Origin of the sequence: Streptomyces sp. NPDC015139 (assembly GCF_043079785.1) — a bacterium.
Taxonomy (GTDB): domain Bacteria; phylum Actinomycetota; class Actinomycetes; order Streptomycetales; family Streptomycetaceae; genus Streptomyces; species Streptomyces albidocamelliae.
The window spans coordinates 1-14386 of sequence record NZ_JBIBUW010000012.1; the positions used below are offsets into that span (position 1 = coordinate 1).

Below are 14386 nucleotides of genomic sequence, written 5' to 3' on the forward strand. Positions count from 1 at the left end.
CTCCGCGTCGCCGCCCTCCTCCGCCTTGCGGCTGCACGCACCACGCCCCGCTCGGGCCGGCCGACAAGGCACCGTGAGCCAGGCCGGCCTGATCCAAACGACAGGCCCTAGGCGGATCGCCGGCCGGGCGCCGCGTTTCGGGCGCCCGGCCGGCTTCGTCCCGGTCGGCGGACTCGCCTACAGGTACGGACGGGTGATCAGCTCGATCGCGTGACCGGCGGGGTCCTTGAAGTACACCCCCCGTCCGCCGTGTTCGTCGTTGATCTCACCGGGGCGTCGCATCTGCGGATCAGCCCAGTGCTCGACACCGCGGTCGCACAGCCGCCGGTACGCCCGGTCGAACAGGTCGTCGTCGATCAGGAACGCGTAGTGCTGCATCTGGATCTCCACCGGCGGCTCGGCGAACTGGAGCAGCACCCCGTCGTGGAGCTGGATGTTGATGAACGGACCCCAGGACGGCGCTTCCGGAAGTTCCAGCAGTTCGCGGAAGAACCGGGCCGACTCACCGCGATCCTTGGCGGCGATGATGGTGTGGTTGAACGTGACTGACATGCGGTTGACCTCGCTGTCGCTGCGCGCGGGAAAGGGACTCGTCGTGCGCGAGCGCGGGGAGGTCCGCGTGCCGAAGTGGGGTGCCGTTCGCGCACCCACCGTGCGATCAGCCCTCCACCGGGTAGCCGATCCGTGCGTGGCGTAGTGCCGGTCCGGTGTTCACGTCGAGCAACCCTAGTTGTTCTCCCTGACTGCGGCAACGGCGAAGCACGGCCGCCCTGGCCGCGCCTCCACGGCCACCACCACGCTCAGGGAGCGGGCACCGGTCGTCGGCGCCGCGCATGAAGGCGCAGCCGTGGGACAGGCTCCCAGGGCACCGGGCCTGGCCGGACGTGGGGAGTTGAGGGTGCCTGACAGCGTCGTCTTCGAGAGCGCGGAACCGGTCGGAGCGAGACCGGTCATGCCCGTAGGCGCGGGACTGTGGCGAGCCGGGTGCGCGTTCCTCATCGGGGCGCTGCCGTCCGCGCAGCTGGTGGCCAGGTGTGCGGTGGGTGTCGACCTGCGCACGGCACACCCGGAGTGCGTGTCGGCGACCGGGGCGTACCGGGCCGCGGGACTCGTGCCGTTTCTGACGGTGGCGGCGCTGGACATGGCCAAGGGATACGCGGCCACCAGGTTGGCCGGGCGTGGTCGGCACACGGTCGCCCTGCACGCGGCACTGGTGGTCGCCGGCCACAACTGGTCGCCCTTTCTGCGGGGTTCAGGCGGTCGGGGCATCATGCCGGCGACCGGAGCACTGCTGAGCACCGACTGGAGGGGGGCCGCCCTGATCCTCGGCGGCCCCACTCTCGGCTATGCCTGCCGGGAGTCGGGACTCGGAGCCTTCGCTTCCCAACTCCTGTTGCTGTCGGACACCCTGCTGACTCGAAGGCGGCGTGCGGCGCTGCCGTCCGTCGCCGCGGTCCTCGCTCCCATCTGGGCGAAGCGGATCCTTGGCAACAGACTGGAAATGCGTGCGGGGCTGCCTGTGACCCGCTACCTGGAACGACTGCTCTACGACCGGGACGGAAGCACCTCGAAGGGGCGAGACCCCCCGCCGGCCATCGCGGCGAGATGACGGACGAACTCCGACATGCGGCCGGTCGCGACGCCGTGAACGTGGGAGAGCGCCGCGGCGTCCCGCTCGATGCCCACCGCTCGGTCGTGGATCTCCCGGACGCTTCGTGAGGCGACGGAGTGGGCGGCCATGAGGTCCAGAATCCACCGTGGACCGTCTTCGCCGGGATCCCGCAGCCGGGCCACCACCTGTTCGGCCAGATCGTCACGGCCGTCCGCGCTCAGCCGTTCGCACAGCAAGCCGATCGGTCGGGTGAACTTGCCCTCCACGAGGTCGCTCGGCACGCGGCCCGACGCGTCCTCCCCGTCGCCGTCCCCGGCAGTTTGGAACATGTCGTTGTGGTCGTCGACCAGTTGGTAGAGGATTCCGACGCGGTAGCCGAGCCGCTCCATCGCCGCACGCGTGGCCTCGTCCCGGCCACCGGTCACGGCGGCACCCGCGGCGACACAGGCGAAAGGCGCACCGGTCTTGAGCCGGATCAGCTCCTCGTAGGGCACCGAACGGAAGTCGTACCAGCCCTGGTGCCACCCGATGTCCATGCTCTGGCCGAGCGGTACGAGTGTCGCCATCACATCCAGCTGGTGCCGCACCCCGTCCTTCTCGATCAGCGTGAGATCGGAGCAGTGCAGCGGATGGTGCGCGAACGACCGTACGACACAGGCGAGGTTGATCGCGTTGCTGACGCTCTCGCTGACGTGCACCGCACGGTCGCGGTCCCTGAAGTCCGCGTTGTCCTGGACGTCGTCGAGCACCAGTGACGCGGCGTGGTACAACTCGACGGCCGCGGCCAGCGGCTGCGCCTTCTCCAGGTCGCCGCCGAGGAGTTCCGCGCAGAGCAGGGCGAACAGCGACCGGAGCCGTTTGCCCTTCCGGGCCACTTGGCGTTCCACCAGCGCGCGCATACGGTCGTGGTGACCCCACGGCCAGAGCGCGAAGCCGGCGCGCATGCGCTCGTCGATGGCGTGCAACTGGTCCGCGTAGTGCTCGCGCAGTGCGGTGCTCATGCGGCCGCCCTGTCCCTGGCCGGGCGCGGCCAGCCCCTCGCGAGGCGTGACCGGTAGGCCGCGTAGTGGACGAAGCCCAGGATGATGAGCGAGAACCAGCTCATGAACGGCTCCTTGAGCAGCACCATCGACAGAGCCGTCAGATTGATCGCCGCGACCGCACTTCTTGCGGCCGCTTTGCGGGCCACGATGCGTCCGGTCCACAACTGGGGAAAGTAGGTCGCGGCGAAGATCCCGACGATGCCGGCCATCACGAGCCAGTGGAACGCCAGCACGGCACCGAGCGAGGTGGCGATGCCCATCCCGCCCCTGAACCCCATGTGCACCGGCCAGATGTGCCCGGAGACGACGGCGACGATCCCCAGGGTGACGACCGTGCTCGACAGGCCCAGGTGGATACCGCCTAGGACGACGACGTAGCCCTTGAGCATGTCGAGGAGCAGGATGACGAAGAACCAGGGTCGGCCGAGGACCTTGCCCACGTTCTGGGCGCCCGCGTTCCCGCTGCCGAGGTCGCGGATGTCCTGCCCGATGTGGGCCTTCGTGACGTAGTAGCTGGTCGAGACGCAGCCGATGAGATAGCTGACGACGGCATAGCCCGTCACCAGCGCGATGTGATGCGTATGCACATGGTTCGTCAGGTTCATCAGGTATCCACCACACACCTCGTTCGAGCAGGGCATTACTTGAGCAGGGCAAGGGAGAACAGGCCCGGGAACCAGGCCAGGCGCAGAATGAGCAGCACCCGCGCCGTCGAGGCGTCTCGATCCGGTGAGGTCCACAGGATCCAGGCGCACAGGCATACCGGCGCGATCAGGAACGGGGCGGCACAGACGAGGAACAGGGAGGGTGCCGAACTGACCGGGGCGCCTACGGCGAGCACCGCCAGGCACAGGGCGGCGGCCACGGCGGCGTAGGCGCCGACACTCACCTCCGGCCGGAAGACCGTGGCCAGCGTGCGGAAGCCGGCCTCGCCGTCGGCAGCGCTGTCCTGCAACGTCTTGACGATCTCGTAGCCGAGCACGAACAGCAGGACCGTCCCGGCCGCCACACAGGGGCGGAGGGTGAGTCCGCCGGTGACCGAGGCGCCGAACAGCAATGTGCCGCCACAGACCACACCGACGACGAGGTTGCCGACCAGCACGGTGTCCTTGAGCCGGTAGGAGTAGGCGAGGTCGAGCAGCAGCAGTGCACCGGCGAAAAGTGTCTGGGTCGGTCCCAGCGCGGCGGCGGTCGTCATGGTCAGCAGCGCCAGCGCCAGGACCACGGACCAGGCGGTACGGACCCCCAGCTGTCCGGAGGCCATGGGTCGCCAGGGCTTGCCGATCCGGTCGGCCGGCAGGTCGGCGATGTCGTTCACGGCGTTCGCGACGCCCATCACCCCGGCCATGGACACCATGGACAGGGCGTCACGGCCCCAGCCCGTCGCGGCCGGGTGGCCCGCCAGAGTGCCGCCGCACGCCGCGGACAGCGCCGCCAGCAGACACGTGATCGGACGGGTGATCCGGCAGGCTGCGGTGAGCCGATTCACCGTCCCCAGGTGGGAAGCGCTGTGCGCCATGGATGGTTTCGTCTCCTCGTCCGCCGCGTTACCCCACGGCCCCGCGCCGATGTACGCGGCCCGTCGTACCGTCCACGGTGATGACGTCGCCGTCACGGATGCTCCGGGTGACCGAGTGCAGGGCGACGACGGCAGGCACGCCGTACTCGCGGGCGATGACCGACATGTGCGCGGCCACACTTCCCACGTCGGCGGCGACCGCCGCGGCCCGCATGATCTGCGGAGCGAGCGCCGGCACGAGGGAGCGGACGACGAGGATGTCACCGGCCGCCATCCGCGCCGTCTCCGGACGGTCGACGATCCTGGCCCGGCCGGTGGCCCTTCCGGGGCTGACCCCGATGCCGTGCAGTACGTCGCCGTCCGACGCGCTCTCCGTGGTCGGACGCCCGAGCAGGAGCGGGAGCAGGCAGGCCGCGGTGCCCAGCGCCATCGGCGGGCGCAAGGCGCGCTGACGGGTCCAGACGGAAACCCGGTCCGCGACCGCCTCCCGTAGGGAGGTGCCCGATCCGGTGGAGAGGGCGGTCCGCAGTTCGGGCAGGGTCAGGAAGTGCACGTCTTCCGGGCGGTCGATGACGTCCTGGTCCACGAGAGCCGTACCGAGCCGGTGCAGAGCCCGCCGGAGAACCGGCCAGGGTTCGGTGAGCTTCCCGGTGTGCAGCCGTCGTCGGCGGGCACTGTCCCGTGCGAGGGTGAGCAGACGCTGGAAAGGGGCCGGATCGGTGTTGTGCTGCAGGAGCACCGACAGACACGCCTGCTCGAGCCGCAAGGCGCCGGTGGCGCGTGTCACGGGAGCGGCTGCCCGCGGATCCGGGGATTCGGCCACTTCGCCGAGGGTCGGCCGGTACCAGTCCAGGGTGGAGACCGCGTGCGCGGGCGCCGGTTCGCTCCGTCCACGCTCCACCAGGAGCTCCTGGTACGGCGCCCCCAGCGAAGGGTGCAGCCGCCGCCGGTAGTAGCGGGCCAGCGCCTGTTCGGCACGCCAGGCGGCGCCACCCACCAGGAGCATCGGCCACAGGTAGTCTCCGACGACCGCCACGACGCGGTCCACGAACTCGGCCACTTGGAGTTCGGACATCGACTCGAACCCGGCGGTCACCGAGCTCAGCAGCTCGCGGTACCGGCGTGTGTGGTGGTCGAGTGCGGCCGTCTCCTTGGCCGTGACGAACCTGTCGGAGACCGACGGCCGGTGTCGGCCGGCGAGCATGGCGCAGGCGAAGCGGGGGTTGACGAGCATCCCTTCGAGCAGCGCGACGGAGCGGCGCTCACCGAGCGGGGAGTGGTAGTACCAGCCGTTGACGATCCGGTACGACGGTGTGGACACCAGCACTCCGCTGCGCTGCCACTGGGCGCGCCGGAACCGCAGGTCGACCGCCGGCAGGAACCAGGTGGCGAACAGCGGGGTCACCGGTTCGGGCAGCCACTCACCGAGGCGGATGTCGCGCCGCCACTCGCCGCGCGCCGGCACCGGCCAGGCGGGCTCGACCGCGTCGGCGTGGGTCACCGGCCGGGCTTGCAGCAGGGTGATGTCGCCGTCGCGCAGGGCCCACTCGATCTCGGCGCGACAGGACAGGGCCGCGGAGACCCGCCGAGTCAACTCCGCCACGGCGACAGCCTGTTCGGAGGTGATGACCTCACAGGTGCTCCGCATGCGGTCGGCGTGGGTGCCCGTGACCGTCCACTCGTCGGCAGGTGACTCTCCCTGCATCAGCCGGTCCGCGCGGCCCCGTACCGCGGAGACGGACACCGCGCCCGGGCCGCCGGCCTCGGATCCGGTGGCAAAGGCGGCGCCGGCCGCTTCGGGTTCGAGCATGCGCTGCACCAGGACCGCCATGGGCGGAGAGTCGACGGCTTCCGCGTACCCGGCGTGTGCGGGGTTGTCCGCGGACGCCCAGCACTCCAGGACAGCGGTCCGCAGCGCGTCGGGGCCGGTCACGTCGAGCACGCTGGTGTGCAGGCCTGCGCAGGAGGCCTCGACCGTGTCCTCGGCGGTGCCGGAGGACCGTACGGCGAGCGGCTCCGTGGGGTGGAGGTCCGTGATCTCCGCAAGGGCGTGCTCCAGGGGGGCCACGTGGCCGGCCCGGCCGGTTGGAGCGGTGGCGGTGTCCTCTTGGTGTCGCCGGTGGATCCAGGTGGGGATGACGACGCCGTCGGCGCACGGGAACCCCTCTCTCAGCAGCCGGGCGAGAGTGGCCGCCTTGTACCCGGTGACCTGAGGGTCCGTCGCCCGGCCGTCGGTGAGTGCCAGAGTGGTGGGCGGGTCCGACGGTTCATGCATGGGGCTTCCTTGTCTGTTGCCTGTGTTCCGCGCCCGGGACCTATGCACGGGCGGCCGTCGGCCCGTCGGTTCTCGCGCGGTGACCGGCGCGACCCGGCTCCATCATCAGATCCGCGGCGATGCGCAGGGAGGGGGAGCGGATGACCGCGTAGTGCCTCTCGTAGAGGCGGGTGAACTCGGAGAAGGCGACGGGGCAGCAACGGCTCCACTGTTTCTCGCTCATCCGGACGCCCGATTCCCGCGCCCGTGCGAGGCGCCGGCTTTCGATCGGGTGCCGGTCGACGAGACTCAGGAGTATGTTCGCCCCGCCCGTCATGTGGTCGTGCCGCCAGTCCCTGAGGTCGTCGGCGAAACGGCAGGCGAGGCCAAGTGCGTGGAAGTCGTCCAGAGCACCTTGCGGTGCGATACGTCCTTGGAACAGGCCTATCAGTTCGGCGAGTTGTCGCATGACGACGCCGCAGTCGACCTCCGCGTCCTCCAGGAGCTCGTCCACCGACGGTGTGGTGCTTCGGCTCTCGATCGAGGTGGCGTAGCGCCGGTAGTCCTTGTCGACGGTCCGGCGCAGCGCCCGGCGGATCCTGTCGCGCCGGGCCGGGTCACAGGTGGCGTCGAGATGGGCACGCATGTTGACGATGGCCTGCTCGATGTCCGAGGTCCGGGCGAGTTCGTCGAAGTGCACGGATTCGAGGCCGACGCGGCGCTCGAACTCGTCGTCGAGCAGGAAGGCGATCCTGTTGACCAGGATGAGCAGTTGCGCCGTTCCCCGCCGTGTCCGCCGACCGGTCGCCTCGGTGAAACCGGCCAGCAGCAGGCCGACGAAGAGGTCGTAGGCGGCGATTTCCAGCGCCCGGCCGCCCGAGGCGGCGGGCAGTCCCTTGCGGTACGGGTGAAGGAGCAGGTGCCGGCCGTATCCGGGGAGCAGCCGCAACGCCGTGCGGGTGCGACCGGCCGTGCGCGGAAGGACCGTCATGAGGCGCACCGGCGCCGGTCCGGCTCTGCGGCGAGCGTGGTGCCGACGACTCTTCGCGTTGCCGGGAACAGGGCCCGGTGGCACGTCGTCATGTGCCGGGGATGGGCGGCCCAGAGCTGGGCCAGACAGGCGCGGGCATGGCGGTCGGCTCCGGAGTGCCGCGTCACGAATCGCTCGCACAGGTCGGTAACCGTTTCCCGGTCGCCGAGTCGGGCTCCGAAGAGTGCCAAGGAATGGCGTAAGTAGCGCCAGTACCGGTCACAGTCGTCCGTGTCGGGGCGGTACTTCAGGGCGGCCGCGGTGCGCGGGTACGAGAGGGCGATGACACCGGCGAAGACGTCGAGGTATTCGCCTTTCATGCCCGGGAGCCCTCTGTGGACGGCACCGAGTTCACCGATACGCCGACGCACCGCGGGATCGGCTATGCCCGGGCCCCGCGCGTGCGCGCCCCCGATGCCGAGCAGGCTCATCAGGAACTGCTTCTCCCGTCCACCGTCGGCGATCTTGCGCAGCATCAGCGCGCTTTCGCGACCGTCGGCCGATCCCACGCGGGTGAGCAGCGGGAGAGTCACGTAGGTGGTGAAGACGAACATGCCCGCTCCACCCAGAATTCCGGGGGCGGTCCAGGCGGTGCGGACGGCGCGCAGATCGTGGGCGTAGTCCGGTGAATCCACATACTGAAGAACCCTTTCGGGCATGCTCGAAGTCCCCCCGATCCCGTCGCAGGCCAAGCAGGTTCCCGCCAGGGTCGGCTTCGGTCAAGGGGTCGGTACGATCGTAATTTTGTTCTATGTCCGCTTCTCCCGAATCGGTCCCGGCATTCCGGCCGAATCGGCTCATAATCACCTCGTGCGGTGGAGCGGCGGAAGCGAGGGCTGCATGATTTCGGCGGGGGAGCGCTACCGGAAGCGCCGTATCGACGTCCGCGGACTCGAGATGGCCTACGTCGACGAGGGCGAAGGCGATCCGATCGTGTTCCTGCACGGCAACCCGACCTCGTCGTACGTCTGGCGGAACGTGCTGCCGTACCTGGTGGACAAGGGCCGCTGCATCGCCCCCGACCTGATCGGGATGGGGGGCTCCGCGAAGCTCCCCGACAGCGGACCGGGCTCGTACCGCTTCGTGGAGCATCGCCGATTCCTCGACGCGCTCCTCCAGGCGCTGGGTGTGCGGGAGCGGGTGACCCTGGTGGCGCAGGACTGGGGTTCGGCCCTGGGCTTCGACTGGGCGTACCGTCACCCCTCCGCCGTCCGGGCGATCGCCTACATGGAGGCGTTCGTGGCCCCGATCGACTCCTGGAACGACTGGCCGGAGTCCGCGGTGCCCGTCTTCCGGGCGATCCGTTCCGCCGCGGGCGAGGGCATGGTCCTCGACCGGAACTTCTTCGTCGAGGAGGTTCTGCCCACGGAGGTGCTGCGCGGTCTGTCGGAGGCGGAGATGGCCGTGTACCGCCGCCCTTACGCGGAGCCCGGGGAATCGCGCAGGCCGACGCTGACGTGGCCCCGCGAGGTGCCCGTCGCGGGCGAGCCGCGCGAGGTGCACGAGGCCATCACGCGCTATGCCGCATGGCTGGCGAAGTCGACGGTGCCCAAGTTGTTCATCGAGGCCGTTCCGGGGGCCATGTTCCCCTCGCACCGGGCCGTCGCCCGGGCCTGGCCGCACCAGACACACCTGACCGTCCGAGGCGGCCACATGGTGCAGGAGGACGCCCCGGACGAGATCGGCGCGGCTCTCGCGGCCTGGTTGAGCGGTCTGCCTGACGCGGGGTGAGAACCACGGGTCACGGTAGTCGCGTAGCCCGGGCCGGATCGGGCCCAGGCGCGGCAGGTACGGGCGCAGGCCCTCTTGCGCTCAGGACGCGCCGCGAAAGACGTACGCCGTCATGGGGGCGGCAACCGGCCCCGGGCCCAGGCGGGCCGTCATTTCTTCGATGACGGTGGCCCGGGCCCCGGGCGCGTCGCCGCGCTCCTCGACGGCCGCGCGCACCGGAGTTCCGGCGAGGAATCCGGTCGCGACATCGGCGGCCGACGCGGCCCGGCCCTCCAGAGTCAGTTCCTGCCGTTCCTCGATGGTGAATCCAGCGGCCGTCAGGTCTTCGGACACGAGGGCGGGGTCGGAGTAGCCGTGTGGAATAGTCGGGAGGAACTGCGGCGGGTCGGCCGGAAAGGCCCGCTCCAACCCGGCCTGCAGAGCGGCTCCGAAGGCGTGCGTGCCGAGCGGGCCCCAGGTGTTCAACAGGAATCGGCCGCCCGGCGTCAACACCCGGCGGACCTCGGCGAAGGCCGCGTGCCGGTCGGGGAAGAACATCACGCCGAACTGACAGACCACCAGGTCGAAGCTGCCGTCCGGGAACGGCAGCGACTGTGCGTCGGCCTGCTGCCACACCGCGTCCGGGACCCGGGCCGACCCGAACGCGACCATGGCCTCGTTCAGGTCGGTGGCCGTCACGTCGGCCGACGACGCCGCCACCAGCAGGCTGGACGTCAAAACGCCGGTCCCTGCGGCGAGTTCGAGGACCCGCCGGGGGTGGAGTGCGGCCGCTCGGGCCGCCAGATCCTCGGCGAAGGGCCGGAAGACCACCGGCGCGAGGTACTGATCGTAGGCTGCCGGCATGGACTCGGACCACCGCCGGCGGGCGTCGATTCCCGTCACCCTCCTTACGGTAGCGCCAAGGGGGCCTCATCCACCGAGGCATCGACAGGGCCCCGCACCGAGCCGGCCGCCTGCCCGTCGCGCGCAACCGCTCCAAGTCGGCCTCCGGGCCGTGCTCCGCCACCGGAAAGCGGTTCGGGTGGGATCCCCAGCTCGGGGATCACTCAGGTGAGAGCAAGCTTCAACGCCGATACCGCACGACCAGAACTGGTGGCGGGGATCTGCCATCGATAGGCGTCACCGTTGCCGTCGACGTACAGGAGGGTGCCGCCCCTCTCCGCGTTGGTGATGTCGAAGGTGACAGTGTCTCTGCGGAAGGTGCCACTGGCGACGGTCGGGCCGCCGTCGGCGAAACCCGTGGGTGCGATCCTCGCCGCGTTCTTGCTGTTCCCTGCGCTGACGGTGTGCCCGTTGGCTGCCTTCCAGCGGAAACCACCCGTCTTTGTCGTGGCCGTCACCGGTCTCTTGGAGCGGTTCTCGGCGCTGAAGGTGACGATGGCGTACAGGTCGCGCTCGGGGGTGCCGCTGCTCGTCCTGCTGAGGTAGAGCACGGTGTCGGGGGTGATGCGCATGGTCCCGTCGCCCCCGGCACCGGCAGTGTCGGCGCTCTGGCTCAGCTTGAGCGCCGTACGCGTACTCGGCTTTGGGCTGCTGTTGTTGTCGCCGCCGGTGCAGGCGGTGAGAGGCGCCAGACAGCAGACGGTGATGAGGGCGGTGGATACGGTGGCGGTCCGGCGCATGATTCCCTTCAACGGCACCGTCATCGAGACCGGCGCTGACTCTGTGTCGCCTCGCGTGCTTCGGTGAGGGCTCGCTGCCTGAGGCTGCCGCCGAACAACTGAATCGTGGTGGCGGCCAGGACGTCATCCCTGCCGATGGTCCGCCCGTCCTCCCTGCGGGCGGACGCGGCCCGGAAGGACTCCTTGGGGGACGGAGGTGGGGCCGGTTCACCCGACATCACCAGGGTGACCGTACCAAAACGTCTGACCCCGCCCTCGCGGACGACCCTGGCCGCGTCTCGGGCGAGGTCCGTCAGGAACACGCTCGCGATTCCGTCCAGGTCGCGGACCATCACTGGGACCGCCGTCGCTCCCCGGCTCCGCAGCAGCTTCTTGACCCCGGCCTCGAATCTGTGGGCACCCACCACAGCACTCGGTTTGCGTGACCTGCCGCGCTTACGAGAAGGCACGATGACACCCTCGGCGTCGTACAGAACACCGGTCAGGCCTTGAAACGTCGGGCTGTGGTCGTACCACTTGTCCCCCACCTCGAGCTCGACGTTCCGCTCGATCGCCGAGAGAAGGTCCCCGGGAATCAGCTTCTTCCGGGCCTCCTCCGCCGCCGCTCTCCTCGCGCCGTCGATGATCTCCGTCAGCACGGTCCGCGTCACCGACGCGGCGGCCCACGCGGCCGACCGGGAGACGTGCATCGGGGTCACGTCCCTGAACACCGCTTTGACGAGAGAAGGCTTGAACGGAGAGACATCCATGTCGGAGGAAACGCTCCCTGCTGTCGGCGTTGTCAGAGGCCCACACTTCACCACGCGGACCCACCCTGCTCCCATCCTCCGTCGAAGCGGCGCCCGGTCAAGGTCCTGACGGGCACATCCCTTTTGCTGCATGTGGGTTCGGGGAGTGATTTGCCGTCGTTTCGCGTCGAGATCCGTGAGCCGGTGATGTCCGGGCGGGGCGGGGGTGTCCGCCGGAGCGGTCCCCGCCCGGTTCGCGGCACGTCAGTACATCAGCACCTCCGTGCTCTGCCGTCAGTCGTCGTGGTCGTGGTCGTGGTCGTCGGAGCCGCCGTGCCGGTGGTGGTCGTCGGCCTCCGAGGCCGTGACCTTGCCGGACCGGGCCCCGACGGTGACCTCGTGGTCGCGGCCCTTGGCGTCCGTCACGTCGACGTGCCAGACGGGCGTGCCGTGTTCGCCTTCGAGCTCCGCGGCTGTCGCGGTGCCCTTGAGCTTTGCGAGCGCCGCGTCCACGGCCCTGGTCGCGTCGGTCCCCGCGGACTTGGCGAGGGTGGCGTCGTCGTCGTCGGAGTCGTCGTCCTTCGCCGTGCCGGTGGCGGTGACCGTGCCATCGGTGGCGTCGACGGTGAACGCGCGCTCGGTGCCCCGGGCGTCGACGACCTCGGCCTTCCAGACCGGCTTGCCCAGGCTGTCGTCGAGTTCGATCTCGGTGACCGTGCCCGCCGTGGACCGGGTGGCAACCGCCACGGCCTGCTTCAGATCGACCTTGCCGGCCTTGACGATCGTGCGGTCACTGGCGTGGTCGCCGTGGTCGCCGTGGTCGTCGCGATCGGTCCCGGCCGAGCCGGCCGCGGCCGTCTCCACCCCCCTGTGATCGCCGTCGATCCTCATGCTCACCGCCAAGGACGGTGAGTACGACGAGGCGGAGGGCCTCGACACCGGCGCGGACGACTACCTCACCAAGCCGTTCTCGTACGTGGTGCTGCTCGCCCGCATCCGCGCGCTGCTGCGCCGCCGCACCCGGGCCGGCGTCCAGGTGCTGCGCATCGGGGACCTGACGGTCGATCCCGCCGCGAGGCGCGCGGAGCGCGCCGGGACGGACATCGCCCTGACGGCCAAGGAGTTCGCGGTGCTGGAACACCTCGCCGTGCACGCCGGGCAGGTGGTGTCGAAGAGCGACATCCTCGATCACGTATGGGACTTCGCCTACGACGGCGACCCCAACATCGTCGAGGTCTACGTCAGCGCCCTGCGCCGAAAGATCGACGTGCCCTTCGGACGGCGGTCGATCACGACCCTGCGCGGGGCCGGCTATCGGCTGGAGGCCGACGGGGGCCGTCATGCCTAGACCGTTCGCCTCCGTGCGCGCCCGTGCCGCGCTGGCCGCCACCGCGGTCGTCTCGATCGCCCTGGTCGCCGCGGGCATCCTCGTCGTCGCCGTCCTGCGGCACAACCTCACCGAGCGGGCCGGCCTGGAGGCCGAGGTCACCGCCCGCACCGTGGCGGGCGCCCAGGCCACGCTGAACGGCGACTTCGGCACCCTCGACCTGCCCGACGACGAGGACGACCTCGTGCAGGTCGCCGACGCGTCGGGCAAGGTGCTGGCCGCCGGTGACGAACTGCGCGGACGCGGCGCGATCAGCGACTACGCGCCCGCACCCGCACCCGAGGGCACGGCGTCGGGCGGCAGGCGCGAGGACGACGACGACAACGACGACCACGGGCACGACAGCACCCCGGCGCGCGGCAAGGTCGGCACCGAGGTCGAACGCAGGACGCTCACCGTGCGGGTGGGCGACGAGTCCCACGAGTACCGGTTCGCGGCCGTGCAGGGAACGACGTACGACGGCCGTACCTACACCGTGTACGCGGGGGCCTCGCTGGCGGACGAACAGGCCACGTCGGACCAGGTCGTCCGCGCGATGCTGACAGGTCTGCCGTGTCTCCTCGTCGTCGTCGCGGGGGTCACCTGGCTGGTCACGCGGCGAGCGCTCAGGCCGGTGGAGGGCATCCGGGCGGAGATGGCGGAGATCACCGGCAGCGGCGAACTGGCCCGCCGGGTGCCCGAGCCCGGCTCGCGCGACGAGATCGCCCGGCTGGCTCGGACCACCAACCAGACCCTGGCGGCGCTGGAGCAGTCGGTGGAGCGCCAGCACCGTTTCGTCGCCGACGCCTCCCACGAACTGCGCAGCCCCATCGCCTCCCTGCGCACCCAACTGGAGGTGGCGGAACAGCACTCCGATCTGCTCGACGTGCCCGACCTGCTGCAGGACGTCGTGCGCCTCGAGCACCTGGCCACCGATCTGCTGCTGCTCGCCCGCCTCGACGCCGGCGAGCGGCCGGCGGACACCCTGGTCGACCTGGGTGCCCTGGTGCGTGAAGAGGTGACACGGCGCGCGCGGACCGACCGCATCACCCCCGCCGTCACCGCCGCCGACACCGCACTGGAGGTGAGGGGCAGCAGGAACCAGCTCGCCCGGGTGCTGGGGAACCTGCTGGACAACGCCCAGCGGCACGCGTCCACCGGCATCACCGTGACCGTGGACGCCGTGGGCGACGCCGTCGTGCTGAGCGTGGCCGACGACGGAGACGGCGTCGCCCCGGCCGACCGCACGCGCGTCTTCGAACGGTTCGTCCGCCTCGACGAGGGCCGCAGCCGCGACGAGGGCGGAGCCGGCCTGGGCCTGGCCATCGCCCGCGACGTCGTCAGCCGCCACGAGGGGACCCTGACCCTGACCGACGCCCCCGCCGGAGGAGCCGCCTTCCGGATCGGCCTGCCCCGCGCTCGCTGACCTTCGGCATGCCGAACCCCGTCCTTCGCCGATGCAGTTGTCCCGTGGAGCGCCT

The 14386-nt window shown here is 70.5% G+C and carries 14 protein-coding genes and 1 pseudogene; 4 read left to right on the plus strand and 11 right to left on the minus strand.

Features of this window, described 5'->3' with window-relative positions:
• Positions 1 to 177 precede the first annotated feature (177 nt).
• Positions 178 to 552 carry a VOC family protein gene (locus tag ACF08B_RS28685; RefSeq protein WP_093471926.1) on the minus strand — a complete coding sequence of 125 codons (375 nt, stop codon included), beginning with the start codon at positions 550 to 552 and terminating at the stop codon, positions 178 to 180.
• 346 nt (positions 553 to 898) lie between these two features.
• Between ACF08B_RS28685 and ACF08B_RS28690 the strand changes: the two genes are divergently transcribed.
• Positions 899 to 1609 (plus strand): glycerol-3-phosphate acyltransferase, encoded by a 711-nt coding sequence (locus ACF08B_RS28690; protein WP_392320045.1) that lies wholly within the window; start codon positions 899 to 901, stop codon positions 1607 to 1609.
• Here ACF08B_RS28690 and ACF08B_RS28695 read toward each other — a convergent pair.
• From ACF08B_RS28695 to ACF08B_RS28720, 6 genes are read right to left on the minus strand one after another with little or no spacing between them, the layout of a single operon-like run.
• Complete coding sequence (locus ACF08B_RS28695; RefSeq protein ID WP_392320046.1) at positions 1546 to 2613, minus strand: polyprenyl synthetase family protein; 1068 nt, start codon at positions 2611 to 2613, stop codon at positions 1546 to 1548. The two genes, ACF08B_RS28690 and ACF08B_RS28695, sit on opposite strands and share 64 nt — an antisense overlap.
• A complete protein-coding gene (locus ACF08B_RS28700) occupies positions 2610 to 3260 on the minus strand; it encodes a glycerol-3-phosphate acyltransferase (RefSeq protein WP_176986358.1) in 651 nt (216 codons plus the stop codon). The genes ACF08B_RS28695 and ACF08B_RS28700 overlap by 4 nt, the downstream gene beginning before the upstream one ends.
• Positions 3261 to 3295: 35 nt before the next feature.
• Positions 3296 to 4174, minus strand: coding sequence for a UbiA family prenyltransferase (locus ACF08B_RS28705; RefSeq protein WP_392320047.1), 879 nt, complete (start codon positions 4172 to 4174; stop codon positions 3296 to 3298).
• Between the two features lie 28 nt (positions 4175 to 4202).
• Positions 4203 to 6449 carry a PEP/pyruvate-binding domain-containing protein gene (locus ACF08B_RS28710; protein WP_392320048.1) on the minus strand — a complete coding sequence of 749 codons (2247 nt, stop codon included), beginning with the start codon at positions 6447 to 6449 and terminating at the stop codon, positions 4203 to 4205.
• 40 nt (positions 6450 to 6489) lie between these two features.
• The gene (locus tag ACF08B_RS28715) at positions 6490 to 7419 is read right to left on the minus strand and encodes a hypothetical protein (protein ID WP_392320049.1); all 930 of its coding nucleotides are present in this window, start codon (positions 7417 to 7419) and stop codon (positions 6490 to 6492) included.
• Complete coding sequence (locus ACF08B_RS28720; RefSeq protein WP_392320050.1) at positions 7416 to 8093, minus strand: hypothetical protein; 678 nt, start codon at positions 8091 to 8093, stop codon at positions 7416 to 7418. Before ACF08B_RS28720 ends, ACF08B_RS28715 begins: the two co-directional genes overlap by 4 nt.
• Positions 8094 to 8298: 205 nt before the next feature.
• Here ACF08B_RS28720 and ACF08B_RS28725 point away from each other — a divergent pair, with 205 nt between their 5' ends.
• Positions 8299 to 9189, plus strand: a complete 891-nt coding sequence (locus tag ACF08B_RS28725) for a haloalkane dehalogenase (protein ID WP_392320051.1) — start codon at positions 8299 to 8301, stop codon at positions 9187 to 9189.
• A gap of 81 nt (positions 9190 to 9270) precedes the next feature.
• Here ACF08B_RS28725 and ACF08B_RS28730 read toward each other — a convergent pair whose 3' ends face one another.
• The 4 genes from ACF08B_RS28730 to ACF08B_RS28745 form a co-directional block, all read right to left on the minus strand.
• Entirely contained in the window at positions 9271 to 10032 is a 762-nt protein-coding gene (locus ACF08B_RS28730) for a class I SAM-dependent methyltransferase (RefSeq protein ID WP_392320244.1), read from the minus strand.
• Between the two features lie 203 nt (positions 10033 to 10235).
• Positions 10236 to 10811 carry a hypothetical protein gene (locus tag ACF08B_RS28735; protein ID WP_392320052.1) on the minus strand — a complete coding sequence of 192 codons (576 nt, stop codon included), beginning with the start codon at positions 10809 to 10811 and terminating at the stop codon, positions 10236 to 10238.
• Positions 10812 to 10831: 20 nt separating this feature from the next.
• Positions 10832 to 11560, minus strand: a complete 729-nt coding sequence (locus ACF08B_RS28740; protein WP_392320245.1) for a hypothetical protein — start codon at positions 11558 to 11560, stop codon at positions 10832 to 10834.
• A gap of 273 nt (positions 11561 to 11833) precedes the next feature.
• Entirely contained in the window at positions 11834 to 12430 is a 597-nt protein-coding gene (locus tag ACF08B_RS28745; RefSeq protein WP_392320246.1) for a PepSY domain-containing protein, read from the minus strand.
• Here ACF08B_RS28745 and ACF08B_RS28750 point away from each other — a divergent pair.
• Positions 12423 to 12887: pseudogene (locus ACF08B_RS28750) on the plus strand (DNA-binding response regulator); the annotation flags it as partial. The gene ACF08B_RS28745 and the pseudogene ACF08B_RS28750 sit on opposite strands and share 8 nt — an antisense overlap.
• Positions 12880 to 14331, plus strand: a complete 1452-nt coding sequence (locus ACF08B_RS28755) for an ATP-binding protein (RefSeq protein ID WP_392320053.1) — start codon at positions 12880 to 12882, stop codon at positions 14329 to 14331. The pseudogene ACF08B_RS28750 and the gene ACF08B_RS28755, both read left to right, overlap by 8 nt.
• The last annotated feature ends 55 nt before the right edge of the window (positions 14332 to 14386 follow it).

Bases quoted from the DNA above. Each gene is read 5' to 3' on its own strand.
- ACF08B_RS28685 (WP_093471926.1), bottom strand. From the start codon at position 552: ATGTCAGTCACGTTCAACCACACCATCATCGCCGCCAAGGATCGCGGT.
- ACF08B_RS28710 (WP_392320048.1), bottom strand. From the start codon at position 6,449: ATGCATGAACCGTCGGACCCGCCCACCACTCTGGCACTCACCGACGGC.
- ACF08B_RS28695 (WP_392320046.1), bottom strand. From the start codon at position 2,613: ATGAGCACCGCACTGCGCGAGCACTACGCGGACCAGTTGCACGCCATC.
- ACF08B_RS28700 (WP_176986358.1), bottom strand. From the start codon at position 3,260: ATGAACCTGACGAACCATGTGCATACGCATCACATCGCGCTGGTGACG.
- ACF08B_RS28755 (WP_392320053.1), top strand. From the start codon at position 12,880: ATGCCTAGACCGTTCGCCTCCGTGCGCGCCCGTGCCGCGCTGGCCGCC.
- ACF08B_RS28730 (WP_392320244.1), bottom strand. From the start codon at position 10,032: ATGCCGGCAGCCTACGATCAGTACCTCGCGCCGGTGGTCTTCCGGCCC.
- ACF08B_RS28715 (WP_392320049.1), bottom strand. From the start codon at position 7,419: ATGACGGTCCTTCCGCGCACGGCCGGTCGCACCCGCACGGCGTTGCGG.
- ACF08B_RS28735 (WP_392320052.1), bottom strand. From the start codon at position 10,811: ATGCGCCGGACCGCCACCGTATCCACCGCCCTCATCACCGTCTGCTGT.
- ACF08B_RS28705 (WP_392320047.1), bottom strand. From the start codon at position 4,174: ATGGCGCACAGCGCTTCCCACCTGGGGACGGTGAATCGGCTCACCGCA.
- ACF08B_RS28740 (WP_392320245.1), bottom strand. From the start codon at position 11,560: ATGGATGTCTCTCCGTTCAAGCCTTCTCTCGTCAAAGCGGTGTTCAGG.
- ACF08B_RS28745 (WP_392320246.1), bottom strand. From the start codon at position 12,430: ATGAGGATCGACGGCGATCACAGGGGGGTGGAGACGGCCGCGGCCGGC.
- ACF08B_RS28725 (WP_392320051.1), top strand. From the start codon at position 8,299: ATGATTTCGGCGGGGGAGCGCTACCGGAAGCGCCGTATCGACGTCCGC.